This window comes from Bacillus sp. EB106-06-01-XG163 (genome assembly GCF_058791615.1).
The window spans coordinates 51,158-74,508 of record NZ_JBYTDS010000005.1; the positions used below are offsets into that span (position 1 = coordinate 51,158).

At 47.6% G+C, this 23,351-nt stretch carries 28 protein-coding genes; 7 read left to right on the top strand and 21 right to left on the bottom strand.

Going from position 1 to position 23,351, the window contains the following annotated elements:
- Positions 1-5 precede the first annotated feature (5 nt).
- Positions 6-194 (bottom strand): helix-turn-helix domain-containing protein, encoded by a 189-nt coding sequence (locus AC3WTF_RS07800; protein ID WP_486501067.1) that lies wholly within the window; start codon positions 192-194, stop codon positions 6-8.
- A gap of 195 nt (positions 195-389) precedes the next feature.
- Here AC3WTF_RS07800 and rghR point away from each other — a divergent pair, with 195 nt between their 5' ends.
- From rghR to catR, 3 genes are all read left to right on the top strand, one after another.
- Positions 390-800 carry a transcriptional repressor RghR gene (gene rghR / locus AC3WTF_RS07805; protein WP_003151677.1) on the top strand — a complete coding sequence of 137 codons (411 nt, stop codon included), beginning with the start codon at positions 390-392 and terminating at the stop codon, positions 798-800.
- 24 nt (positions 801-824) lie between these two features.
- Positions 825-1,256: a helix-turn-helix domain-containing protein gene (locus tag AC3WTF_RS07810; RefSeq protein ID WP_003151674.1), complete on the top strand. Its 432-nt coding sequence runs from the start codon at positions 825-827 to the stop codon at positions 1,254-1,256.
- A gap of 81 nt (positions 1,257-1,337) precedes the next feature.
- Positions 1,338-1,655 carry a catDE operon transcriptional regulator CatR gene (gene catR, locus AC3WTF_RS07815; RefSeq protein ID WP_003151672.1) on the top strand — a complete coding sequence of 106 codons (318 nt, stop codon included), beginning with the start codon at positions 1,338-1,340 and terminating at the stop codon, positions 1,653-1,655.
- Positions 1,656-1,739: 84 nt separating this feature from the next.
- Here the strand turns inward: catR and AC3WTF_RS07820 are convergent, their stop codons facing one another.
- The 9 genes from AC3WTF_RS07820 to AC3WTF_RS07860 form a co-directional block, all read right to left on the bottom strand.
- On the bottom strand, positions 1,740-3,143 hold the full coding sequence (locus AC3WTF_RS07820; RefSeq protein WP_032869659.1) for a sensor histidine kinase: 1,404 nt from the start codon (positions 3,141-3,143) through the stop codon (positions 1,740-1,742).
- Positions 3,134-3,796 (bottom strand): response regulator transcription factor, encoded by a 663-nt coding sequence (locus tag AC3WTF_RS07825; RefSeq protein ID WP_007409983.1) that lies wholly within the window; start codon positions 3,794-3,796, stop codon positions 3,134-3,136. Before AC3WTF_RS07825 ends, AC3WTF_RS07820 begins: the two co-directional genes overlap by 10 nt.
- Positions 3,797-3,817: 21 nt before the next feature.
- A complete protein-coding gene (locus AC3WTF_RS07830; RefSeq protein WP_015240598.1) occupies positions 3,818-4,588 on the bottom strand; it encodes a lantibiotic immunity ABC transporter MutG family permease subunit in 771 nt (256 codons plus the stop codon).
- The gene (locus tag AC3WTF_RS07835; RefSeq protein ID WP_007409981.1) at positions 4,585-5,319 is read right to left on the bottom strand and encodes a lantibiotic immunity ABC transporter MutE/EpiE family permease subunit; all 735 of its coding nucleotides are present in this window, start codon (positions 5,317-5,319) and stop codon (positions 4,585-4,587) included. Before AC3WTF_RS07835 ends, AC3WTF_RS07830 begins: the two co-directional genes overlap by 4 nt.
- The gene (locus AC3WTF_RS07840; protein ID WP_003151665.1) at positions 5,316-6,029 is read right to left on the bottom strand and encodes a lantibiotic protection ABC transporter ATP-binding protein; all 714 of its coding nucleotides are present in this window, start codon (positions 6,027-6,029) and stop codon (positions 5,316-5,318) included. The genes AC3WTF_RS07835 and AC3WTF_RS07840 overlap by 4 nt, the downstream gene beginning before the upstream one ends.
- Before the next feature lie 110 nt (positions 6,030-6,139).
- Positions 6,140-6,817 carry an ABC transporter permease gene (locus AC3WTF_RS07845; RefSeq protein ID WP_042635496.1) on the bottom strand — a complete coding sequence of 226 codons (678 nt, stop codon included), beginning with the start codon at positions 6,815-6,817 and terminating at the stop codon, positions 6,140-6,142.
- 18 nt (positions 6,818-6,835) lie between these two features.
- On the bottom strand, positions 6,836-7,753 hold the full coding sequence (locus tag AC3WTF_RS07850; RefSeq protein ID WP_015240602.1) for an osmoprotectant ABC transporter substrate-binding protein: 918 nt from the start codon (positions 7,751-7,753) through the stop codon (positions 6,836-6,838).
- A gap of 14 nt (positions 7,754-7,767) precedes the next feature.
- Positions 7,768-8,421 carry an ABC transporter permease gene (locus AC3WTF_RS07855; protein WP_017418898.1) on the bottom strand — a complete coding sequence of 218 codons (654 nt, stop codon included), beginning with the start codon at positions 8,419-8,421 and terminating at the stop codon, positions 7,768-7,770.
- 16 nt (positions 8,422-8,437) lie between these two features.
- The gene (locus tag AC3WTF_RS07860) at positions 8,438-9,583 is read right to left on the bottom strand and encodes a betaine/proline/choline family ABC transporter ATP-binding protein (RefSeq protein ID WP_072589575.1); all 1,146 of its coding nucleotides are present in this window, start codon (positions 9,581-9,583) and stop codon (positions 8,438-8,440) included.
- 285 nt (positions 9,584-9,868) lie between these two features.
- On the opposite strand from AC3WTF_RS07860, the gene AC3WTF_RS07865 reads away from it, so the two are divergent.
- A complete protein-coding gene (locus AC3WTF_RS07865) occupies positions 9,869-10,402 on the top strand; it encodes a GbsR/MarR family transcriptional regulator (protein WP_003151660.1) in 534 nt (177 codons plus the stop codon).
- A 33-nt stretch (positions 10,403-10,435) separates the two neighbouring features.
- Here AC3WTF_RS07865 and opuCD read toward each other — a convergent pair whose 3' ends face one another.
- From opuCD to opuCA, 4 genes are read right to left on the bottom strand one after another with little or no spacing between them, the layout of a single operon-like run.
- Positions 10,436-11,110: a glycine betaine/carnitine/choline/choline sulfate ABC transporter permease OpuCD gene (opuCD, locus tag AC3WTF_RS07870; protein ID WP_012118473.1), complete on the bottom strand. Its 675-nt coding sequence runs from the start codon at positions 11,108-11,110 to the stop codon at positions 10,436-10,438.
- 17 nt (positions 11,111-11,127) lie between these two features.
- A complete protein-coding gene (gene opuCC, locus AC3WTF_RS07875; protein WP_088005516.1) occupies positions 11,128-12,021 on the bottom strand; it encodes an osmoprotectant ABC transporter substrate-binding lipoprotein OpuCC in 894 nt (297 codons plus the stop codon).
- Positions 12,022-12,058: 37 nt separating this feature from the next.
- Entirely contained in the window at positions 12,059-12,712 is a 654-nt protein-coding gene (locus tag AC3WTF_RS07880; RefSeq protein WP_061047072.1) for an ABC transporter permease, read from the bottom strand.
- A 20-nt stretch (positions 12,713-12,732) separates the two neighbouring features.
- Positions 12,733-13,872 (bottom strand): osmoprotectant ABC transporter ATP-binding protein OpuCA, encoded by a 1,140-nt coding sequence (gene opuCA, locus AC3WTF_RS07885; protein ID WP_003151651.1) that lies wholly within the window; start codon positions 13,870-13,872, stop codon positions 12,733-12,735.
- 260 nt (positions 13,873-14,132) lie between these two features.
- Here opuCA and AC3WTF_RS07890 point away from each other — a divergent pair, with 260 nt between their 5' ends.
- Positions 14,133-14,690, top strand: a complete 558-nt coding sequence (locus AC3WTF_RS07890) for a GbsR/MarR family transcriptional regulator (RefSeq protein ID WP_007409974.1) — start codon at positions 14,133-14,135, stop codon at positions 14,688-14,690.
- 20 nt (positions 14,691-14,710) lie between these two features.
- Here AC3WTF_RS07890 and AC3WTF_RS07895 read toward each other — a convergent pair whose 3' ends face one another.
- On the bottom strand, positions 14,711-15,343 hold the full coding sequence (locus AC3WTF_RS07895; protein WP_007409973.1) for an NAAT family transporter: 633 nt from the start codon (positions 15,341-15,343) through the stop codon (positions 14,711-14,713).
- A gap of 438 nt (positions 15,344-15,781) precedes the next feature.
- Here AC3WTF_RS07895 and AC3WTF_RS07900 point away from each other — a divergent pair, with 438 nt between their 5' ends.
- Positions 15,782-16,492, top strand: coding sequence for a zinc ribbon domain-containing protein (locus AC3WTF_RS07900; RefSeq protein WP_492314229.1), 711 nt, complete (start codon positions 15,782-15,784; stop codon positions 16,490-16,492).
- Positions 16,493-16,532: 40 nt separating this feature from the next.
- Here AC3WTF_RS07900 and AC3WTF_RS07905 read toward each other — a convergent pair whose 3' ends face one another.
- Positions 16,533-18,323, bottom strand: a complete 1,791-nt coding sequence (locus tag AC3WTF_RS07905; RefSeq protein ID WP_047936213.1) for a zinc ribbon domain-containing protein — start codon at positions 18,321-18,323, stop codon at positions 16,533-16,535.
- Positions 18,324-18,454: 131 nt separating this feature from the next.
- Between AC3WTF_RS07905 and AC3WTF_RS07910 the strand changes: the two genes are divergently transcribed.
- Positions 18,455-18,916, top strand: a complete 462-nt coding sequence (locus AC3WTF_RS07910) for a GNAT family N-acetyltransferase (RefSeq protein WP_007409969.1) — start codon at positions 18,455-18,457, stop codon at positions 18,914-18,916.
- A gap of 43 nt (positions 18,917-18,959) precedes the next feature.
- Here the strand turns inward: AC3WTF_RS07910 and AC3WTF_RS07915 are convergent, their stop codons facing one another.
- The 5 genes from AC3WTF_RS07915 to AC3WTF_RS07935 are packed head-to-tail and all read right to left on the bottom strand — an operon-like array spanning position 18,960 to position 23,350.
- Positions 18,960-20,195 carry an MFS transporter gene (locus AC3WTF_RS07915; RefSeq protein ID WP_047936214.1) on the bottom strand — a complete coding sequence of 412 codons (1,236 nt, stop codon included), beginning with the start codon at positions 20,193-20,195 and terminating at the stop codon, positions 18,960-18,962.
- On the bottom strand, positions 20,170-21,090 hold the full coding sequence (locus AC3WTF_RS07920; protein WP_492314230.1) for a sugar phosphate isomerase/epimerase family protein: 921 nt from the start codon (positions 21,088-21,090) through the stop codon (positions 20,170-20,172). The genes AC3WTF_RS07915 and AC3WTF_RS07920 overlap by 26 nt, the downstream gene beginning before the upstream one ends.
- Before the next feature lie 7 nt (positions 21,091-21,097).
- A complete protein-coding gene (locus tag AC3WTF_RS07925) occupies positions 21,098-21,775 on the bottom strand; it encodes a PIG-L deacetylase family protein (protein WP_007409965.1) in 678 nt (225 codons plus the stop codon).
- Positions 21,738-22,496, bottom strand: coding sequence for a WbqC family protein (locus AC3WTF_RS07930; RefSeq protein WP_007409964.1), 759 nt, complete (start codon positions 22,494-22,496; stop codon positions 21,738-21,740). Before AC3WTF_RS07930 ends, AC3WTF_RS07925 begins: the two co-directional genes overlap by 38 nt.
- Positions 22,469-23,350 (bottom strand): GNAT family N-acetyltransferase, encoded by an 882-nt coding sequence (locus tag AC3WTF_RS07935; protein WP_023357141.1) that lies wholly within the window; start codon positions 23,348-23,350, stop codon positions 22,469-22,471. The genes AC3WTF_RS07930 and AC3WTF_RS07935 overlap by 28 nt, the downstream gene beginning before the upstream one ends.
- Position 23,351: the final 1 nt, after the last annotated feature.

A 23,351-nucleotide genomic window follows, 5' to 3' on the forward strand; every position in this document is an offset into this window, starting at 1 on the left:
TTCCATCACCATTGACTTTTGTCAACAAAGTCGTAGTAAAAAAGATCTTCAAATTTCATGTCAAAGTAATAGAGCATTTTTCCGATGACCAGCTGGCCCGGCCTCCGCTCTCCATTCAGTACACGGCTCAGTGTGGCGGGAGATATTCCGATCTCCAGGGCGAGCTGGTTTAACGAGTAGTCATTATTGACCATATACTGCAGCACATAATCTCTTCTGATCTGTATCTTTTCGACCACTTTCTTCACCTTCCGTTCTGTCAAATACTTTCTTTCTTATACATAAGATACGGCTTTTGTTAACTTTTGTCAATACTTTTCCAGCCTGGCTATTCCCTTTAGTCAATAAACATACTAGAATATAAATAGACCGCGGGAGGGGGAGAGACTGTGGAAAGCTTCGGGAAACAATTGCGGACATTGCGGGAAAAAAGGCATCTGACAGTGAACCAGCTGGCAACGTATTCAGGCGTCAGCGCCGCGGGAATCTCGCGGATTGAAAACGGCAAACGCGGGGTGCCGAAACCTGCAACCATTAAAAAGCTCGCAGATGCGTTAAAAATCCCGTATGAGGAACTGATGCAGACGGCGGGATACATAGAGACCGTCCAGGAAACGAGAGCCCCGTACGACACGGGCTGCACCTTGCTGGAAAAAGCCGAAACGTATGAGCTGCATGATTTATCCCTATTGGAGCGGGAGAACTGGCGGCACCTGTCGAAAGAAGACTTGGTTCTGCTTGATAAATACTTTGCGTTCTTATCGGCTGAAGCCAAAAAAAGAACAAATGAAGACTCATGACTTTGCACATGTGAGGCGATCTTATTGAACACATTCGGAAAGCAATTAAGAGAGCTGCGCCGCGCCCGGAAGCTTACCGTCAATCAGCTTGCCGTCTATTCCGGCGTCAGCTCGGCGACCATTTCCAGAATTGAAAACGGGCACCGCGGCATTCCTAAACCCGCGACCATCCGAAAATTGGCGGACACATTAAAAATTCCGTACGAGGAGTTAATGGCGCGGGCCGGACACATCAAGGCATTTCAGGAAGAAATCCGCGAAACCTCCGAAAGCTATCAATCCATCTGCGCCATCTATCAGACCGCCGTTGACAGAGGCGCGGAGCATCTGCCGCTGTTTGACAGCAAAAAGTGGCAGCACTTCACAAAAGAAGATATTGAAAGCGTCAGCAAATACTTTGATTTTATTGCGGCTGAAGCGAAAAAACGCTCCCCGGATTCCTCATCCTCTTTTTGATCCTCTCCTCAACTTAACAAGCGCCAGACGTACGTTCCCTCCGATTTTGCGGTATAATAGCAGAAGACGAGGTGAAAAAGCATGAACCAATCAGAAATGTGCCCCAGATTCGAAAAAGCGGTCGACATCCTAAGTAAACGCTGGGTGGCTCTAATCGTCTTTCAGTTATTGAACGGACAGCAGCGATTTAGCGAAATTGAAGCGGCGCTTCCGAATTTAAGCGGAAGAGTCTTGTCAGAACGTCTGAAAGAACTTGAAACAGAAGGTGTCATCAAACGGGATGTTATCCCCGAAACGCCTGTCCGCATTGAGTATTCTTTAACGGAAAAAGGCTGCGCATTAGCCCCTATTTTAGAGGAAATTTCCAAGTGGTCTTCAACATGGATTGATCCTTCCTGATAAACTCTTTTCCGCATAAGCGGCTGATCTCTCAAACGGACAGCCGTTTTTATTTTTGCTTTTCTTAAACAGAAAAACAAGCCCTCAGGCGTGCAGGGCTTGTTTTTGTCTGACGCCTTCCAGCGGAATTCGAATCTCCGCCCGGGCTCCTCCAGACTCCTGATTTTCAAGTATTAATTCGCCGTGGTGAAGATGTACGACATGATGGGCGAATGTAAGCCCCATGCCGTGATGCCCCGCCGAATGTCTGCTTTTATCCTCCGTGTAAAAAAGCTGTGTCGCTCTTTTCAGCGCTTCCGGCGAGAACCCGCTTCCGCTGTCGGATACGGCGAGATGGAGGGCGGAATCGGTGCACAGGACGTCCACACGGATTTCCCCTCCTTCCGGCGTATAGTCGACGGCATTTGCCGCGATATTCATGACCGCCCTGTGGAGCAGCTCATGATCGATCGGCGCTTCTTTTCTGTCAATTCCCCGTTCGCTGAGGACGAGATCAATCTGTTTCGGGCCCGCAAGCGCCGCCGCGTCACGATATATGTTTTGAATCCACTCTTTGAGGTCGGTATATTCCACATGAACGGCAACTGCCTCCTCCGCTTTAGAAAGCTGGATCAGCTGTCCGACATAATGCTCGATTTTGTTTCCGGCATCCAGAATATACTGCGCATATTCCGCCTGCTCCTCATCAGGCTTTGTTAACTGAAGCAGTTCGGCATTTCCTTTAATGATCGTTGCCGGAATTTTAATATCATGCGCAAGCGCGCCGATTTGTTCTTTCTTTATCCGCTCCGCCTCCCATTGCGCCGCCAGAGATGCCTGAAGCGCGTCTTTCATTTTCAGCAGAGAGTCAATGACATCGTCAAATTCTTTTATACGCGACCTTTTTGGATTGATATTTAAATTCTGTTTTTGAATGCTTGCCGTAATGGAGCTGAGTGTGCTGAAATGCCGTCTCAGCTGATTGGCGAAACGCGTCGTCACAATAAAAACGGTCAAAAGAAGCAAAGTGATCAGAATCGTAAGACCCGTCCATTCATAATTCGGCAGATAGCGCCTTAACAGCAGCGACTGAAATTCCGACCTGAGTGAATATTGGAGAACGCCGTATTCATCTTTCCGATTTATCACCATGAATCCTTTTTGAGCATAATTAAAATACGGCTGATGCTGAATCTTTTTTCTCGCGTTGGCCGCATCTTGTTCCGTCATCGTTCCTTTTGTCATCCGCTTTGTTTTTTTATCAAAAACGGCGTATGTCATACCTGCGGGGATCATGTCTTCTGTTATCTTTTCCGCTGATTTCAGGCGGGGTTTGATCTGTTCCGCCTCATGCTCGCTGTAGTTTGCGGGCAGGATCGCTCCGGCATTCATAGCAATGGCATTTAAGGCGACACATAATGCCGCCACCCCCATCGTGCTCAGACACAGTGTGATCGTAAATTTGACAAGCTCTTTGCGGATGCTGGATTTTCCTTTTGCTATTCCCATTTGTATCCGACACCCCACACCGTTTTGATCGGATCAGCCCCGTGTTCTTTACATTTTTTCCGGATGGTTCTGATAAACTCCGTAATGGTTGAATAGAGCGCATCGCCGTCCAAGCCGTACACTTCCTCGTAAATCTGCTCCCGTGAGAATGTTCTGTTTTTATGCTGTGCCAGACATTCAACGATTTTATATTCGTTTTTCGTAAGAGGCAGTTTCCGGTCATCAATCCATACTTCTTTATTGTCAAAATCAAACATGAAGCCTGATATCAGCCGTTTCGTCTGATGCTTTTCCCGCCGTTCCCTTCTGACATGCGCGTTTACCCTTGCCATCAATTCCTGTACGCCGAACGGCTTTGTGATGTAATCATCAGCGCCTGTCATGAGGCCTTTCACAATGGATTCTTCGTCAGACTTTGCCGTTAAAAACAGGATCGGGCTGTCCACCAGCGGCCGAATCCGCCGGCAGAGTTCAATCCCGTCCGTTCCGGGCATCATGATATCAAGAAGAATCAAATCATAGCCTTGAAAAAAATCCAATGACTGATCCTCCGCTTTTTCCAGAATCGTTACTGTATGCTGATCACGCTGTAAAATGTTTCTGATCAGAACGAGAATATCTTTTTCATCATCAATTGCTAAAATGTTTGCCACCGGCCGAATCGCTCCTTGCCTTTATTCATATGAACGCCGCCCTTCCCATCTTCTGCACCAATAGAGGCCGGCCAGACATAATATCACTATAGAAAAATATAACATTATTTCTCCGAATCTCATATCGTATCTTACATAAGGGAGGAACTCTTTTTTGACTTTGTCAAAATGCAGCAGTCCTGCAAGGCCTGAAAGCCGTACGCTCCATGCCCACGGGAAAAAACGCCAGATGGTATCGCCAAGTCCCGTATTCATGAGCGCCGCCATTAATAAACCCGCTCCCCCTAAAAGCCCGGACGGTCCCATGCCGTACTTTATGCCGACAAAAAAAGACATCATATAAAGCGGAATACTGCCGGCAATCAGCCACGCCCCTCCTTTTAAAAAGAGAAGATACGGGAGATCATTGATGTGAAGAACAAATTTCATCCCCGCCAAATAAAGACAGATGGCGAGACCTACCGATAACACATTCAATAGGAGCAGCAAAAGCAGCTTGCCCGCAAAACTGATGATTTTAGAATGCGGGACCGCCAGCATCATCTGAAAATGGCCCGCCTGTTCCTCAACCGAGGCAGACATGCCGCAGACAATACTGATGATTAAAGGGTATAAAACGGCAATCGCGCTGAAAAACACACTGTACAGCATATAAGGCTCCTGAACCCTTCCATACATATACAACAGGAAAAATCCCGCGCATAAAACCGGCGCCGCAGCATGCATCCATATGAGCGGCGTGCGCTTCATTTTTAATACATCGGCCCACATATATCGTAAAAGCACGGTCATGACCGGTTTCCCCCTTTTGAAAAAGACACGGCGGAAACAAAACTTACCGCGATAAAAGAAAGAATAGAAAGAATAATAGCCGGAATGATCACGTTTCCGTTTAATAAGCCGCTGTTTGCAGGAAGCGGAATTCCGTTCGGATGGATCCCGAGAATCGGTGACATCACCCGGACTGACCAGCTCCATGGACTCAGCCACCACAATGAACCTGACGCCGGCACAATGCCTAAAACAAAGGCGGCGATCATATTCATGAGGATCACTGCCGTAAACCCGAACTGTCTGGCAATCCATAAGCAGAACGGAATTTCCCAAAGCGTAGACAGCCACAGAAGGGAGCTTGCTTCAATACCTTTCAGCTGAACCGCAGCAATTGCCGGAAACATAAGGCCAAGCAAAAACATGATGACTAAAAAGACGATTTGCGACAGGAGTGAATACAGCGCGATCAAGCTTATTTTTGAGAACCATATGCTCTTCAAGTCAGCCGGCAGTGAGTACACCGCACGGTCATTCGCTGATTTTTTCTCTTTTTTAACAGATAAACCGCACATTAGAGCAATCATGAGCGGCATGAAAATAACCGCCCACCAATTGAACGTGCCCGTCATAAAATAGGCGGCATTCAGCAGAAAAGAAAAAGCCGTGTTCAGAAGCGGGATAAGAATGATCAGCTTTCTGATAAATGTTCTTTTAGATGTAAGATGTTCCGCCTGCATGTACTGAATCATTTCCCAGTCCCCGCTTTCTCCCGTGTTGATTTGACAACCTCCAGAAACAGCCGCTCCAGATCGTCTTCCCGGCTGATTTCTCCCTGATATCCTAAAACGCCGTCACTGATGATTCCGATATGGTCTGCGATCTGCTCGACTTCTGATAACAGGTGGCTAGATAAAATAACCGTCATTCCCTGTCCGGGCAGAGAGCGGATAAATTCCCGCAAATCCTGAATTCCCATCGGGTCCAATCCGTTTGTCGGCTCATCAAGAATTAAGAGCGACGGACGGTTTAATAATGCTAACGCAATGCCGAGACGCTGCTTCATTCCCATAGAAAATTGTCCGGCGCGCTTTTTTCCAGTTCCCGTTAATCCCGTGATTTCCAGCACTTCCGCAATTCTTGAATCAGGCAGTCCGAGCATCACGCAGCGGACTTTCAGATTTTCAGCGGCTGTCAGGTTGCTGTAAAGCGGCGGCGCTTCAATCAGGGAACCGATGCTTTTCAAATCTTCGCGCTTCCATGTATGTCCGTCGAACAGAACCTCGCCGGATGTTTGCTGCAGCATGCCGGTCAATATTTTAAGTGTCGTTGATTTTCCCGCGCCGTTCGGACCGAGCAGGCCGTATATACTGTTGCGTTTTACTGATAGAGACACATCAGCCACTGCCTGTTGTCTGCCGAATGATTTTTGCAGCTGTCTCGTTTCTATGATGTTGCTCATTTGATTACCCCTCTGCTTTGTTATTTGATAAGTAAGACTTTACAGCGCAGTTATCAAAATTTAATCAAGAAATCAAAAAAAAGCATCCTTCACGCGGAAGAATGCTTTTTTCATGAGGCTGAGCGTACGATCAGCTTTCTTTTTTGTTTTTTCACCGGGCTGAGGGCTCGTTCCAGCCACGCCATCAGCAGGTCTGCGGCTACCGCCATCAGCGCGGTCGGGATGGCGCCCGCCAAAATAATGGCGGTTCCGTTTGTCGCGTTCGACCCTCTGACGATCATATCGCCGAGGCCGCCCGCCCCGACGAAGGTGCCGATCGCCGTGATGCCGATCGCAATGACGAGCGCCGTTCGGAGACCCGCCATAATGACGGAAAGCGCAAGCGGCAGCTCCACCATACGAAGGATTTGGTATTTCGTCATGCCCATCGCTTTTCCCGATTCGAGATAAGCGTGCTCGATATTGATAATGCCCGTGTGCGTATTTCTGAGAATCGGCAGCAGTGAATACAAAAACAAAGCCGTGATGACCGTATTGGCGCCGAGTCCCATGACGAGCATCAGGACGGCGAGCATCGCAAGCGCCGGAACGGTTTGAATCACGTTCGCCACAGCAAACACCCAGCCGGCGAGACGCCCGTGCCTTGCTGTCACAATTCCGGCCGGAATGGCGAAAATGGCGGCGAAAACGACGCCGTACGCCGACATGAGAAAGTGCCGCCAGCACTCATACAGAACATAACTGCCGTTTTGAGCATAATACGTAAACAGCTCCTTCATCGTGTCCATCCGCACATCTCCTTTCCGTTATTCAAAGTAATGATGTTTTTCTAAATATTCCTTGGCCACGACGGACGGCTCTTTTAATCGGCCGTCAACTTCGTAATTCATTTTCTGCATCATCTTTGTATCAATCGCGCCGATCATTTTATTGATCACGCCCTCCAGTTCGGGATGCTCTTTTAATACTTGATCCGGAACGACGGGTGAACAGTCATACGGAGGAAAGAACCGCTTATCATCCTTCAGCGTTTTCAGTCCGTAAGCGATGATTCTTCCGTCGGTGGAATAAGCGAGCGCGATATCCATCTTTCTGCTTTTCAGGGCGTCGTAAACAAGGCCGATCTGCATCGGATACGTGCCTTCAAATGACATTCCGTATGTGTTCATAAAATCCTGATATCCGTTGCCTCTCAGCTTCATCCAGTAGTTATCGACGCCGAATTTCAGATGAGACGCTTCTTTTTTGACATCGGATACCGATTCTAAATGATACTTGCGGGCAAGCTGTCCGGAAACGGTAAAGACGTATGTATTATCAAAGCCGTAAGAATCAAACCATTTCATGTCATATCTGTTTTGAAATTCACGCTGAACGAGCCGCAGCGCTTTGTCCGGGTCTTTTTCCGGCTCCATGCGAAGCGTCCCGGTCAGCGCGTCACCTGTATAGCGCGTAGCGGCGATATCAATATCACCGTTGATCAAGGACTGCTGCTGTACGGCATTGGAGCCGAGATTTTTAATAACCGTTGTCTTCAACCCGCTGTGATGTTCGATCATCTGTCCGAGCATGCTCGCGATGATTTCTGATTCGGTCATGCTTTGCGCGCCGATTTTAATGGTGTCCTCCGATGCGGCGCTCAATCCCGGGAGCGAGCATCCGCCAAGGAGCAGCATGCCGATACAGGCGATTGCGAGCAGCCGTTTTTTGCATCTATTCCCCATGAGAGACCTCCTCCTTATGAAGCGTCCTTTATGCTTTTCAGCCCGTCAGGCGTGACTTTCCGTTCTGTCATCCCCAGCATGTAATCGACGGCTGCCGCCAGCACTGTGACCGGAACGGCGCCTGCGATAATATACTCCGGCTGATAAAGGTTCAAGCCGATAAAAATGTAATCTCCCAGCCCGCCTCCGCCGATAAAGGAGGCGAGCGTCGCCCAGCCGATTAAATAAATCGAAGACGTCCTGATGCCCGCCATGATGACCGGAGCGGCAAGCGGGAGCTCTACAAGCCTGATCTGCTCCCATGCCGTCATGCCGATTCCTTTTCCCGATTCCAAAAGATGCCGATTGACGCCGAGAATCCCCGTATACGTGTTTCTGAGAATCGGCAGCATGGAATAGAAAAACAGCGCCGCAACAGCCGGGACCTTTCCTACGCCTAAAAGCGGAATAAAAAACGCAAGAATGGCAAGGCTCGGCAAGGTTTGAATGATGTTGACGATGCCGATGACGGCACCGGCTCCTCTTTTCATCCTCGTCAGCAGGACGCCGAGCGGAACGGCGGCGAGAATGCCCGCCATGACGGCGATTAATGAGATGTACAGATGCTCCCATGTTTTATAAAGCATCTCTCCTCCATTTGCCTGTAAAAATTGCACGGTCTGATTCATATCAATTGAAGCCTCCTCATGACATCACCGCGAGCTGATTCTCTTCTCCCCAGATGGAGTCATAGACGATGTCAACGAGGCTTGTCCTTGTCACGATTCCCGTTAGCCGGCCGGCTTCATCAAGGACCGGCACAAATTTCATGCCTCTTTTTAAAATTTTATGGACGGCGTCGCGAAGCAGAGTGCCGCTTCTGACCGTGTACAGATCCCGCTCAAGCACTTCCGCGACGGTTACCGCTTGTCTTCGTTTGCGGTCAATCATCTCCACATCGACATAACCTTGTAGAACGTTCTTTTCATCAATGACGAGCAGCGAATCCACTCGCTCGGCACGCATCAGCTGAATGGCGGCTGACAGTGTTTTCTCAGGTGTTACCGTCACGGGATCGGGATTCATGATCTGCTCCACCCGTTCAATATCAGGGCTGGATGATTGGATCAGCCGTTCCTTGCCGATAAACTCCTCAACAAATTCATTCGCCGGAAATCTGAGAATCTCATCAGGCGTTCCGGCCTGGACGATTTCTCCCGCTTTCAGAATGACGATTCTGTCCGCAAGCTTGATGGCTTCGTCCATATCATGGGTAACAAATACGATGGTTTTATGTAAGGTTTTTTGCAGTTTTTTAAATTCTTCCTGAAGGGAATCTCTCGTAATCGGGTCAAGCGCCCCGAACGGTTCATCCATTAAGATGAGCGGCGGCTCTGCGGCAAGTGCCCGTAATACACCTATTCGCTGCTGCTGTCCTCCGCTCAGTTCATGAGGGTAACGGTCTAAATATTCAGGCCCCATATCAACGAGCTTTAAAAGCTCCCGCGCCCGTTCCTTCCGTTTTTCGGCAGGATGCTTTAAAAGCTTCGGAACGAGCGTAATGTTCTGCTGAATGGTCATATGCGGAAACAGCCCGATCTGCTGGATGACATAGCCGATGCTTCTTCTGAGTTCCACCGGGTCTTGTTCCATAATGTTTCGGCCCTCTATCAAGATTCTGCCTTCTGTCGGTTCAATTAAGCGGTTGATCATTTTCATCGTCGTCGTTTTGCCGCAGCCGCTCGGCCCGATAAAACAAATAAATTCGCCTTTGGCGATATTCAGGTTGATGCTGTTGACGGCTTTTTTCCCGCCTTTATACATTTTCGAGACATTTTCTAATGTCAGCAAACACTCACACCTCCACGATTAAGTTTATTCAATTCGTTAAATTCAAATTTAACTTTTCAGACAATTGAACGTTTTCCATTATAAATTAAACTTTGTAAATTAAAAAGTTTACAATTTGTCCATATTATATATAAAGGTTGTGTAAGCACTGATTAACCCGTATTGACCGGCAAAGTTCTTCTTATTGCTCCGGATTACTGCCAAATTCTCTCGGAAGAGCATTTCCGCCGGTTTAAAAATGTGGTATATTGACATCGGAATTGCTGACTGAAAGGATTGAAACTGTTGGAGAAAGATCCGTTACACGTAATCGAACAAGCTGAAGATCATTTGATAGAACGAATCGCTGAAAATATGCATACATTCGGAATGCCCGCGACGGTGGGGCGCATTTTAGGCATTATTTATATGAACCGCAAGCCGATGACCTTAACTGAATTATCAGAAGCGACCGGCATGAGCAAGACGAGAATGAGTCAGGCGGTCCGTGAAATGCTTGACGTCAATCTGGCGGAAAAAGTGTTTGAAAAAGGCGTCCGCAAAGATTTATACGACGTCGAGCAGGATTATTACCAAACCTTTATTACGCTGTTTACGGCCACATGGAGCAAGGTCGTCAGCAAAAATAAAATGATGCATAAAAAGCTGAACCGCGAACTGACAGCCGTCCTTGAAAACGGCGTGCCGGAAGAAGCTGAGGAAAAAATCAACGAACTGCTGAAAGAATTAAAGGATTGGCTAGATTACTACAACTGGATCAGCCGTCTGATCGAGTTTTTTGAAAGCGAAGAAATTTTCAAGCATGTTCCGAAGCCATAAGAAAAAAACGCCCTGACCCGCAAGGCGTTTTTTTCATGCCGCATTCGGCGCTTTGGTTCGTTTTTTCTTTCTCACCGGACTCAGCGCCCGCTCCAGCCATGCCATCACAAGATCTGCGATAACGGCCATCAGCGCTGTCGGAATGGCGCCGGCCAAAATAATCGCGGTTCCGTTCGTGGCGTTTGAGCCCCTGACAATAATGTCACCGAGTCCGCCCGCGCCGACAAACGTACCGATTGCCGTAATGCCGATCGCGATGACGAGCGCCGTCCGCAGCCCCGCCATGATGACGGAAAGCGCAAGCGGCAGCTCCACCATGCGGAGCACCTGAAATTTGGTCATGCCCATCGCTTTTCCCGATTCAAGATAAGCGTGTTCAATGCTGGCGATTCCCGTGTACGTATTCCGGATGATCGGAAGAAGCGAATATAAAAACAGCGACAATATCACCGTATTGGCGCCGAGCCCCATGACGAGCATCAGCACCGCAAGCATCGCAAGCGCCGGCACGGTCTGAATCACGTTTGTCACCGCGAATACCCAGCCGCTTAATGTTCTGTGCCTGGCAATGAAGATGCCGAGCGGAACCCCGACGATCGCCGCAAATAAAACGCCGTATACCGACATGAGAAAATGGCGGTAAAACTCCTGAAGCACATAGGCGCCGTTTTGAGAATAATAAGTGCCGAGCTGCTGCAGCACTTCCATTTGCCCCACCTCATTTCTTATTCAAAATAATGATGTTTCTCCAAAAATTCTTTAGCGACGACGGACGGTTCTTTCAGCTTGCCGTCCACCTCGTAATTCAATTCCTGCATCGTTTCCGTATCGATTTTGCCGATCAGTTTATTCACAATGCCCTTCAGTTCAGGATGCTGCTTCAGCACGCTGTCGGGAATGACCGGCGAACAGTCATACGGCGGGAAAAACTGCTTGTCGTCTTTTAAAATTTTCAGATCGTACGCTTTAATCCGTCCGTCCGTTGAATAAGCGAGGACGGCGTCCATTTTCCCGTTTTTCACGGCATCGTATACAAGTCCGATCTGCATCGGATAGGTTGTGCCGAATTCAAAGCCGTACGTGTCGGTAAAGCCTTTATAGCCGTCACCTTTTCTTTTCAGCCACGCATTGTCTACACCGAGCTTAAATTGATCCGCATGCTTCTTAATATCGGACACTTTGTCTAAATGGTCTTTTTCCGCAAGCTCTTTCGTGACGGTAAAAGCGTATGTGTTCTCAAATCCGTAAGAATCAAACCATTTGTAATGGAAGCGTTTCTCAAATTCTTTCTGTACGATGGATAATGCTTTTTTCGGGTCTTTTTCCGCTTCCATGCCGAGAGTGCTCGTTAAATCCGTTCCCGAGTAGCGCGTCGCGGCGATATCGATTTCACCGCCGAGCATCGCCTGCTGCTGGACATAGTTCGATCCGAGGTTTTTAATTAATGCCGTATTCAAGTCTGTATTGTGTTCAATCATCTGTGCGAGCATATTGGCGATAATTTCTGATTCCGTCATGCTTTGCGCCCCGATTTTGATCGTATCATCGGAAGCCCCGCTCAGGCCGGGAAGGGAACAGCCGCCTAGAAGCAGAGCAGCTGACAGCGCCAGTGCGCACATCCATCTCTTTTGGTTTCTTTTCACAACAGCCAACTCCTTATGATACTTCCTTCAGTCCTTTCAGCCCTTTCGGCGTCACCTTCCGTTCCGTCGCCGCCAGCAGATAATCAATGATAATGGCTAAAATGGTGACCGGCACGGCGCCGCCGATAATATATTCAGGCTGATAGAGATTCAGGCCGATAAAAATATAGTCTCCGAGCCCGCCGCCCCCGATAAAGGAAGCAAGCGTCGCCCAGCCGATCAGATAAATGGTGGATGTGCGGATGCCCGCCATGATCACCGGAACCGCAAGCGGCAGTTCCACAAGCCTGATCTGCTCCCAGACCGTCATGCCGATGCCTTTTCCCGATTCCAGCAGATTTTTGTTTACGCCTTGAATGCCGGTATACGTGTTCCGGAGAATCGGCAGCACCGAATAGAAAAACAGCGCGACGATCGCGGGCACCTTTCCCACGCCTAACAGCGGGATAAAAAATGCCAGTATCGCGAGACTCGGCAAGGTCTGCACAATGTTGACGGCGCCGATGATGGCGCCTGCGCCCTTTTTCATTCTCGTCAGCGCCACTCCGAGCGGAACGGCGACGACAATGCCTAATATGACGGCGATGATCGAAATGTATAAATGCTCCCACGTTTTATATAACAGTTCTCCGCCGTTCGTCTGCAAAAACTTGATCATTTCATTCATTGTAAGCGTTCCTCCCCTTGTCAGCCTGTCACCAGCTGGTCTTCCTCGCCCCAGATTGAATCGTAAACGATGTCGACAAGGCTCGCTCTCGTGACAATTCCGACTAAATGCCTTTGTTCATCAACGACGGGTACATATTTCATTCCGCGCTTTAAAATTTTGCGTACGGTATCACGCAGCAGTGTCCCCTGCTCGACTGTATACAGATCAGAGCGGAGCACGTCGCCGACGAGGCTCGCTTTTTTCCGGTTCTGATCAATGATTTCGACATCAACATATCCTTGCAGCACATTCAGGTCATCAACGACAAGCAGGGAATCGACACGGTGTTCCCGCATCACCTGTATCGCCTGCGAAAGCGTTTTGTCCGCCGTAACGGTGACAGGCTTTTTATTCATCATCTGCTCGACGCGTTCAATATCCGGTCTTGATTGCAATAACCGTTCTTTGCCGATAAATTCTTCGACAAACTCATTAGCCGGATTCCGGAGGATGTCATCAGGAGTGCCGGCCTGAACGATCTCTCCCGCTTTTAAAATGACGATCCGGTCAGCCAGCTTAATGGCTTCATCCATATCGTGTGTTACAAACACAATCGTTTTATTCAATGTTCTTTGCAGTTTTTTGAATTCTTCCTGAAGGGAATCCCGCGTAATCGGGTCAAGCGCTCCGAACGGTTCATCCATGAGAATAAGGGGAGGTTCCGCTGCAAGGGCGCGCAGCACGCCGATTCTCTGCTGCTGTCCCCCGCTCAGCTCGTGAGGATAGCGGTCTAAATATTCCGGGCCCATATCGACGAGCTTCAAAAGCTCCCGCGCCCGTTCCTTCCGCTTTTGTTCCGGCCATTTCAGCAGTTTCGGCACGAGGGAAATGTTCTGCTGAATGGTCATATGAGGGAAAAGTCCGATCTGCTGAATGACGTAGCCGATTTTCCGTCTCAGCTCCACCGGGTCCTGCTCCATAATGTTTTCGCCATCGATAAAAATCTTTCCGGATGACGGCTCAATCAGTCTGTTAATCATTTTCATCGTCGTCGTTTTTCCGCAGCCGCTCGGCCCGATAAAACAAATAAATTCGCCTTTTTCGATATTTAAATCAATGCTGTTGACAGCTTTTTTTCCGCCTTTATAGACTTTTGATACATTTTCTAATCTCAGCAATCCGTGCACCTCCGAAGGGTTCCGTTATTTTTCTGAAAAGTATAATCTTTATTATAAGATGAAATTTGTAAAATAAAAAGTTTACAATGTGTTGAAATTATATACAATATACGTATTTTTTCATGTTATCCCGCTGACAATGCGGATGTTCTTACAATCGCTCCCGATAGCTCGCATATCCTGCCGCATCATCTTTTTCATCAACTGTAAAAAATATGATATATTGTCAGCATGAAAAGCCAGTGAAGGGATGATCAGCCGTGGAAAAAAACGCTCTTGATATCATCGGGCATGCTGAAGAGCATCTCATTGAGAGAATCGCCGAGAATATGCATACATTCGGAATGCCGGCCACACTGGGACGTGTGCTCGGTATTATTTATATGAACCGCAAGCCGATGACGTTAAATGAGCTGTCAGAGGCGACCGGGATGAGCAAAACGAGGATGAGCCAGGTGGTCCGCGAAATGACCGATGTCAATCTGGCTGAAAAAGTGTTTGAAAAAGGCGTTCGGAAAGACCTTTATGACGTGGAGCGTGATTATTACCAGACGTTTATCTCCCTGTTTACGGCAAATTGGACAAAGGCGGTCAGCAAAAACAAAATGCTCTATAAAAAACTGAACCGCGAGCTGACTGAGCTTCTGGAATCGGAAAATCTCAGTCCCGATATTGAAGAAAAAGCCCGTCAGCTTTTGGATGAACTGACGGATTGGCTCCATTATTATGACTGGCTGAGCCGTTTGATAGAATTTTTTGAGAGTGAAGAAGTGTTTCAGCATGTGCCGAAAATAGAAAAAAGCAGCACCCGAAGATAACCGGGCGCTGCTTTTTTAAGTCAGGAAACCAATATCGGGAACATGCCTTTCAGACCGGCGCCGATCATGCCGATGGCCACCACCGCCAAAATCAGCCCCATCAGTCGGGTAATGACGTTCATTTCGGTTTTCCCGAGCTTATTGCTGATGAAAGATGAATAGTGAAAGAAGATGAACGTCATCGCGATGACGGCCGCAATGCCGATAAGCACGCTGATGTAATGGAAGATGCCGCCATGGCCGGCCGACAGACTCATCACCGTCGCGATCGTACCGGGTCCGGCGATAATCGGAATCGACAAAGGCGTCACAGATATATCGGCTTTCTCCTTGCTCTCCCCTTTCTCTTCATGATGGAGAGACTGTACATGAGATTTCTTCGCGTTCAGAAGATTATAAGCGATGCCGAAAATAAAAATGCCGCCCGCGATACGTAAGGCATGAATGTTAATGTCAAACAGTTTAAAGATCAGATGGCCGAAGATTAAAAAAGCCGCCAAGATGATAAACGACAGCACGGAAGCCTTGCGCGCGATCGCTGTCCGTTCTTTCTCCGAGTACCCTTCCGTCAGTGAAAGGAAAATCGGCACGTTTCCGATGGGATTGGAGACTGCAAACAGTGAAATGAAGACATGAATGATGAATGAAAACATGCGTACCTCCTTATGACTTGCCGTTATTGAGTTATGTTTTGTTCTCCGCTGTTTCTTATGCATGGTTTTTACCCCGGGGTCTGCTTTTTATAACCTCAGCCGGACGATCCGGAAACAGAAAAAAACCGTCCTTGTAAGGACGGTTTTTTCCGTTTGCTATCTCCATAAGCCTTTTCCGAATTTCAACAGCCGATAAAGCATTTTCAATTTTTTTAGCATGCGTTAATTTCCTTTTTCACTCTGAATCAATGCGCCGAGAGACATGATATCTATCAGCTCCAATAAAATTCTACCATAAAGGGTACTTTTTCTCTATTATCAATTCATAGAGAAGGTGATTTGTATATCTTTAGAAAACTCCGTTACATCCGTCCTATTTTCTTTTATAATGTAAATATTGAACAAAATCCCTATATTACTTGTAAAAGGAGTTTTAGAATGTATTGTTCTCAATGCGGCCATCATACTGATGGCGGAAAGTTTTGTGAAAAGTGCGGGGCGCCCCAGCCCGGGCAGGGAGGCGCAGGCCAAACGCAGGGCCAGGCCGCTCAGACCGGCGCCGCGGCTAAGCAGGCTTCAAAGCAATTTGCCTTATTCGTGCTTGATGTGTTAAAGCGACCGTATCAAACATGTAAAACGACAGGCGGCGAACAGCTTGTCAGCAGCATCATCCACATGGTGCTTTTCTGCCTGGTGACGCCGGTTATGTTTTATATTCTCTTATCAGACGGCTTTCGTGACGTCAGTTTTACCGCGGTTGTGATCAAGCCGGCGCTTACCTTTGCATTATGCGTTTTTTGCCTGTATCTCTTGATTTTTATCGCTTTGAAGGCCGGCGGCGCCCAGGTGTCATTTAAAGATTCGCTGTCCAGATTCGGGGCATTTTTGATTCCGTTTACAGCTATTTTGCTTCTTGCCCTCATTTTTATGCTGCTTCATACAACCGTTTGCTTCACCATTCTGGCTGTCGGTCTTTTAGGAGCGGCGTTTGCCGTGCCTCCGCTCATGCTGGCGAGCTATCAGCATCAGCTCACTACTAAGGCGGATATCATTTATTCTGTTATCGTCATCTATTTGATCATTTGCGTAACGTTTCAATTCACGATCAAGCATTATATAAAAGAACTCATGAATTATTTCTTCTTTTAAAAACGGAAACCCCCGCCGCCTGATTGGCGCGGGGGTTTTTTTATTGAATGGATGTTAAATAAATTCTTCCGTCTTTAACAACGCCGCCATACGTCCAATTGTATGTTCTGAGCTTCGGACTGCCGCCGGCTTTCGTAATATAAAACTCCTCGTACGTGTGAATCGTCAGATGAGAGCCTTTCTGTGAAAAGCTTTTGACATTCACTTCATTAAATACTTCGGTCGTCCCCTCGCTGTGCAGTTTTTTGACCAGTTTCTGCTGATCAGCATACAAAGGGCTTCCCTCTTCTAAATTACCCGCCATGATGGCAAAATTGTTAAGGCTGACGGCGCTTGATTGATTTGTCAGGTAATCAGTCATAAACGATGTGACTTGCTCGTTTGTCACGCTGCCTGAAGCTGTGTTTCCTTTGGAAGATGCCCATGCGGATGTATAGGTTTTCGGCTGGTCGTTTTTTATTTTTTTTACATTTGTCCCAGAAGAATCTGAGGCAGGGTCAGCTTTTTCGAAAACCCATTTTTTATGTTTTGTATCATATGAGAGTACATAGTGAAAGCTCGGCTCAGCCTCTTCCATATCAGGCTTCGTATTCCCGTCGAAATAAGCAGACTCATGAAGCTCTTTACCCGTAACTGTTACTTGCCAGCGGCCGTTCTCTTGAGAAATCGCAAATGAATCCAGATCAAAGCTTGTCTCTTTATACTGATCCTTCAAAAAGGTGCCGGAACTCTTCATGCCGGATACCACTTCTTTCGTCTGCTCTTTCCAGGCGGAACCAGCCTCGGTCATCTGATCGGTATTTCCGTCTGCCATCGCTTTTGTATACTGCTTCGTTGTTTTGACAATCGTGTCCATGATTGTTTGCTGTGTATCTTGATCCGGGATAAGCGTTAAGTCCACATCAGTACTGTTGATCGGGACATCGGCAGTTTTCATTTTCCCCCAAGGAAAATCAGCCTCCACGGCGGCTGTCATGGAACCGTCAGTTAAGAGCGGACCATATGTAACGGATGTAAACGGATCTTTATGGACGGACTTGCCGTTTATCAGCAGATCGCCTTTCGCGCTTTTGAAGCTGTCTGCCGGAGTGAATGTCACATCCTCGGCGTCTAACGGCAGGTCAAACTCAACATTCCGGCTTCCGGCCGCCTCTGCCTCTTGCTTTTTGACAACGTCAACCGTCTCATTTTTAAGCTTGGCTTCCGCCGTGTAGACACCGGGTGCATACGGGCCGAAGATTTGGATTTCATCGGCTTTTTTGACCGTACCTGTTTTCTCGCTGTTGATATAAAGATCGGCGCCTTTATAATTGCTTGTGACGCGGAAATAAACCGGATCGACTTTCAGTTCGTAATGGTCAAACAAAAGAAGGGTTTTTCCCTCTTTTTTAACGTATACCGCATCTGTTTCTGATGAATTGCCGCGAAGCGCTGCCAGCAGTTCATCGTGTTTCTTTGCGTATGCAAGGAGCGGTTTGACATTGGTCTCATTCAGCTTCAGTTTTTTGTCTGAAGGAGTGAGCAGGGCTGCGAGCTTTTTCGTGTCCCCGTCATGAACCGCCTGTTCGAATTGATCCGTGAGCCTTTTTTCAGATGTCAGCCAGGCTCCGGTTTTATATGCGGCAATCAATAAGATCAGCGCTGCGGCAATGCCGCCCCACATGAAGAGCGTTTTTTTAGGGATCGGCTTTCTCATTTGTGAAGCAGATTCAGCCGCTTTTACAGCCGCCTGCCGCTCCAGCCGGCTTCCTTTCCCGATCGGTTTTCCGCATTCTTTACAGAAATGCGCTTCTTCATTGTTCTGCTGGCCGCAATGCTTACAAAAAAACATGACTTTCCTCCTATTCAATCTGCAAAACTTGTATAACTTTTCCTATGTTTCATATTTTATAATAAAGTAGAATGATTTTGGAGTTATTTTGAAAAATAGCTGTCGATCATAACGGAGGAGGAGAAACGGACATGCAAAAACTGAGCATCCGAAAAGCCGCGGAGCCGGATGAAGCGCTGTATGAACTATTGCTGCTGGCCGATCCGTCGAAAGAGATTGTCGATGATTATCTTGTAAGAGGAGAATGCTATACGGCTTGGACGTCAGACGAGCTTGCAGGGGTTTACGTTTTATTGCAAACAAGGCCTAAAACGATAGAAATCGTAAACATCGCGGTAAAAGAATCGCTGCAGAACAGGGGATTCGGAAAACAGCTGGTGCGGGATGCCATTGAAAAAGCGAGACAATCGGGAGCTGACACGATTGAAATCGGCACCGGAAATTCCAGTATTCATCAGCTGTCACTCTATCAAAAATGCGGATTCCGCATTCAGGCTGTCGACCATGATTTTTTTATCAGACATTATGATGAAGACATTTTTGAAAACGGCATTCAATGCCGGGATATGATACGGCTTTATTTGGATTTATGATAAAAAGGGCGCCGGCTGACATCGGCGCCCCTTCGTTTACCATTCAGACGGATTGATCCGCTTGTTTCTCTGTATTTCTTTGACTCCCTTGTCTGACTGAAAAAATAGCAAAAACGATCGTAAGGGTCAGTCCGACCGCCGCGAAAATATAATCCGCATTCATCAACAGCAGAAGCCCTGTGTAGACAGCGGCCGACAGCGGTTCACCCATTTTGACAATGGAAAAAATCAGTGCAAAGACCCTTCCGAAATATGCGGCCGGAACCGTCTTTTGGAAATACAGCACCGTTTGCACATCAATATACGAGATGATGATGCCAAGCACCAGGAAGATGATGCACTCAAACCCATGAAGGGGAAAAAACAGGAGCATAATGAGCAGTCCCGCTGCCGTTAACGTCCGCGGGTACAGCCGGTTCAAGCGTTTTGTATTCCATTTGAAAAATACGGCCAGATTGCCCAAAAGCATCCCCGCCTGAAACATTGAATACATGACGGCAAACCATACAGAATAGTTCTGCTGAAAACGCTCCACAGCAAGAATCGGCCCCATTACTGAAATAAGGCCGGCAATGACGAGATTTACGACGAAAAAGTATCCGACCGATGTCAGCCATGCCGCATTTCCTTTCAGCATTCTGTAACCGGCTTTTACATCTTCAGTTCCGTTGCTTTTTTCATTGGGCTGTTCTGAAATACGAATGAACGCGATAAATGCCGCAGAGATCAAAAAAGCAGTTCCGTTTAGGGCAAACAGCATCCCGAACGGAATAGCCGCAATCATGATCCCGCTGATCAATTTTCCGACGATGAGTCCGATCAAGTCACTCGTATTGATCAGAGATGTCGCCTGATCAAGATGCTGTTTGCGGACGAGCAGCGGAATGATCGCGACTTTCGCCGGCGCAAACAGCATCGATTGCAGAGATAGACAAAAGGCGCACACCCCGGCTATCCACACGGTTAATAAATCGTTCGCGCTGAGCACCGCCAAGAGGATCATAATGGCGGCCCGGCCCGTATTGCACAAATACAAGATCGACTTTTTTCGGAATAAATCAATCAGCGGCCCCGCCAGCACGCCAAATGTCAACGGCACGAGTTCGATAAAAGAAATAACGCCGACTAGAATTTTGCTGCCGGTCAATTCTAACACTAACAGCGGCAAAGCAATGAGCCAGACCCCATCCGCTGCTGAAGAAAACACCTGTGCACACCAAAGCTTTGCATAGTTCGGTGTTCGATATGTCATATCAGGCTCTTTTTTGATCCTCGTCATCAGAAACACCGCCGAACCATTCCAGCGTTCTCCATGATTCCCGTCTTTCCGTATAATCCTCTTCCATCACCTCAAATACAATGCCGGTATCTTGAGTCCGATAAAGCTCCTGCAAAGTATCTGCAGCACGTCTCAGCAGCTCCTCAGCGATTGTCCCTTCACTCGGATGGCGGCCCTCAAAACAGCGGACGCCGCCATGCGGGAACGCAAGCTGGCGAAATGAGCTGAAGTGATAATGCTTAATGCTCTCTTTTATCGACAGAAACTGAAAGAAATCGGGATATTTCAGCTGATCATTTCTGAACATAAGGGCGGAAGACAAGTGAGTCTGATAGGTAATCGCCCAATGGCACAGATCCCACGTAATACCGACATGCTTCAGATCCAGCTCCACCAGCTCTGTAAAATCCTCAGGATAAATGAAAATCGGATCAAAATCCTCTCCCAGATTCCCGATGATCGGAAGGTTTTCCACACCGATCCAAATGTCCGTCCCTTTCAGCCGCTCATCAAACTCCGCGAAAAACTCAACGATTTTTTTACGGTTTCCTTCCAGGTCATAGACTTGAAATTCCTCAACCGTCATAAATTGATTCGCATGAACGGTTATGCCTTTGGCGCCGTATTTCACAGCGAGCTCCGCAAAGTGATAAAGCTGTTTTTTGATGTGATCTTCATTCACATAATCGGCATGATCTGTCGGGAAATGCAGCGTCAATAATGAAGGATCAAGCTGTTTCGCATATTCCAGCGTCTGATTGAATGTTTTGAGATAATCCGCTTCCCCAAAGGAATGGCCGTCAAAAATATTCGCTTCCAGACCGTATCCCGCTTCCACCCATTTCTCATCGATTTGCTTCGGATCAAGTCCGAAAAACGGAATTTGAGCAATCATAGGACAGTCACCATGTTCCTCTCACAAGCATAAACGCTTCCGCAGCGGTAAAACCCGATTTTGCTCCCCACACATGGGCATTATGTTCGATCGCCTGCAAAGAGCGGGGATGAGGGAAGTCTCTGAGCTCGGAGCCGTAACACGCCATCGATTTCAATTTCGTTTCAAGCTCGTCTTCAATATTAACGAAGAAATTGGCATGAAACTGATCCTTCTGACAGTAATTCCATTCCGTCGAAGACAATGTTTCATAGGCAAAAACCCGTTTTACCGTATGACCGGGAAGCGGACGGGTTGCCGTCATGACCGCTCTGAATACGACGGAGTGGTCAATATTAATGTCACCGCCGTACTGGGTATACACAATGTCAGGCTGAAAACGATTGATTTGTTTCTCCGCTTCCTTCACGACATCCAGCAAATCCATTGAATCCATTCTGTTATCAGGAAGGTTCAGCCTGACAAAATCATGGATGCCCAAAGTGCTGAGCGCCTGCTCCGTTTCTTGATTAGAATGCTCCATAACGGAATCTTCAGGCTTTTTGTAATCCGTTTTTCTTGATGATTTGCCTTCCGCCATAATGACTGCCGACACGCTGTCACCTTGGCGGACATGTTTGGCGAGCGTGCCGCCGACGCCGATAATTTCATCGTCGGGATGCGCTGCAAATACCATTACTTTCATCATATTGCCCTCCTTTAACTAACATTTCAGCTGTATCCGCTCCGCAGTTCATCAGCATATCGAGCATGGAGAGGTGAGGGATATGCTCCCCGAATAATTGAGGATAGCCAAAATGTCGGATCTGCTGATACTCAATGACAATTCCGTTTCTTTCAAAATCGCTTTCTATTAAATAGTCGGAACCCTGACTGCCTGAATAATAACGGTCCGCCCCCAGCTCCTGACAAAGCGCTAAAACAAAATCGCTTTTTTTCTCCTTCCGGCATTCAAGCTCAGAGACATAACAGAGCGGCGTTTCAATTCGGAGCTCTTTTCGGAAAAATTCAATGATGTGCATATTCAAATCATGGAGATATTCCCACTCCCGCTGATAGACATCTTGAAAAAAATGCTGGTATCGCTCAAAATAGGGAGCTTTCGCATAGTTCATTTTAATCGCCATCCAATGTTTTTTCCGCCAATCCTGTGTCTGGTCGATTTTCATATGCCGAAGCTCTATGTCTTTATATTGTTTCATCTGCAAAGGCACTGTCAGCCATCGGGGGCCTTGCGGCGTTTTGATCCTGTTGCGGTTGAGAAATCCTTTTTTCTCAAATTGAGCTGTGTCATGAATGGCAAACAGATCCGACTTATACATTTTTTCAAAAAAACCGTACCACGGCAGATAACTGGATTGATGGCCGCTTATTGTTTTCATTCCGGTTTCGTAAAAAGTCGGCATTGTTTTTCTTCAGCTCCCCAATATCGTTTCGGTCTTGCGATTTCTTTACTGTGTGAATAGCCAAAATCAGCCCATTGAAGCTTGCGGCAAATGGCGAATTGCAGGGCGTCACGCATCAATAAGTAAGAGGCCTGCGCTTTTTTTCCCGCCAGGCTGTTTACATTCTGCCAATAATAGAAATGAGAGCGGTCATAGAGAAAAATACTGCTGCTGATCAGCGTCTCATCCTGATATGCTCCGATCCAAAACATCCGGTCCGCAAACGTGTCAAGCAGCTTTTGGAAAAAGCCCTGGCTCAGCACATAAGCCGCGCCGATTGCCGCCGTATGCTCTTTGTAGAGGTCATAAAACGCGCCAAGTTCTTTTCGCCCGATCAGCCGGGTGACAATATTCTCTTTTTCAGCGTATCTGACTGCCGTCCGGGCTTTTCCGGAAATGCCCGTCCAAAGCTCGTCAAACGTGTCCGGAAGCGAAAGAATCCGCGTTGCCTTTTCCGTCCATCCTTCCCTGATTTCTTCTGTAAAAGAAGTCTGACCGTACGGCAGCAGCATCCGGGATATGTTCCGGCCGAATATGGCCTGGATTTCACTTTGAAGCCATTCAAATGAGATGGGGCGATCTGAAATAACGCCGCCGTATCCGATCATATTGCCGGATAATACGCCCTTCTGTTCAAAAAGCGGAAGATAGATGACTTGTCCTCCGTCCGTTGTCAGTCTGACAGGGTGAAATGACGTGCCGGGAAGCTCTTCCATGAGGATTCCCCAATCATAGCTTTGAAACAATCCCGCCTGATACATGTCAGCGGCCCGATCCCATGCCTGGCGGGTCGTGCATACTGCTGTTTTTTGCATA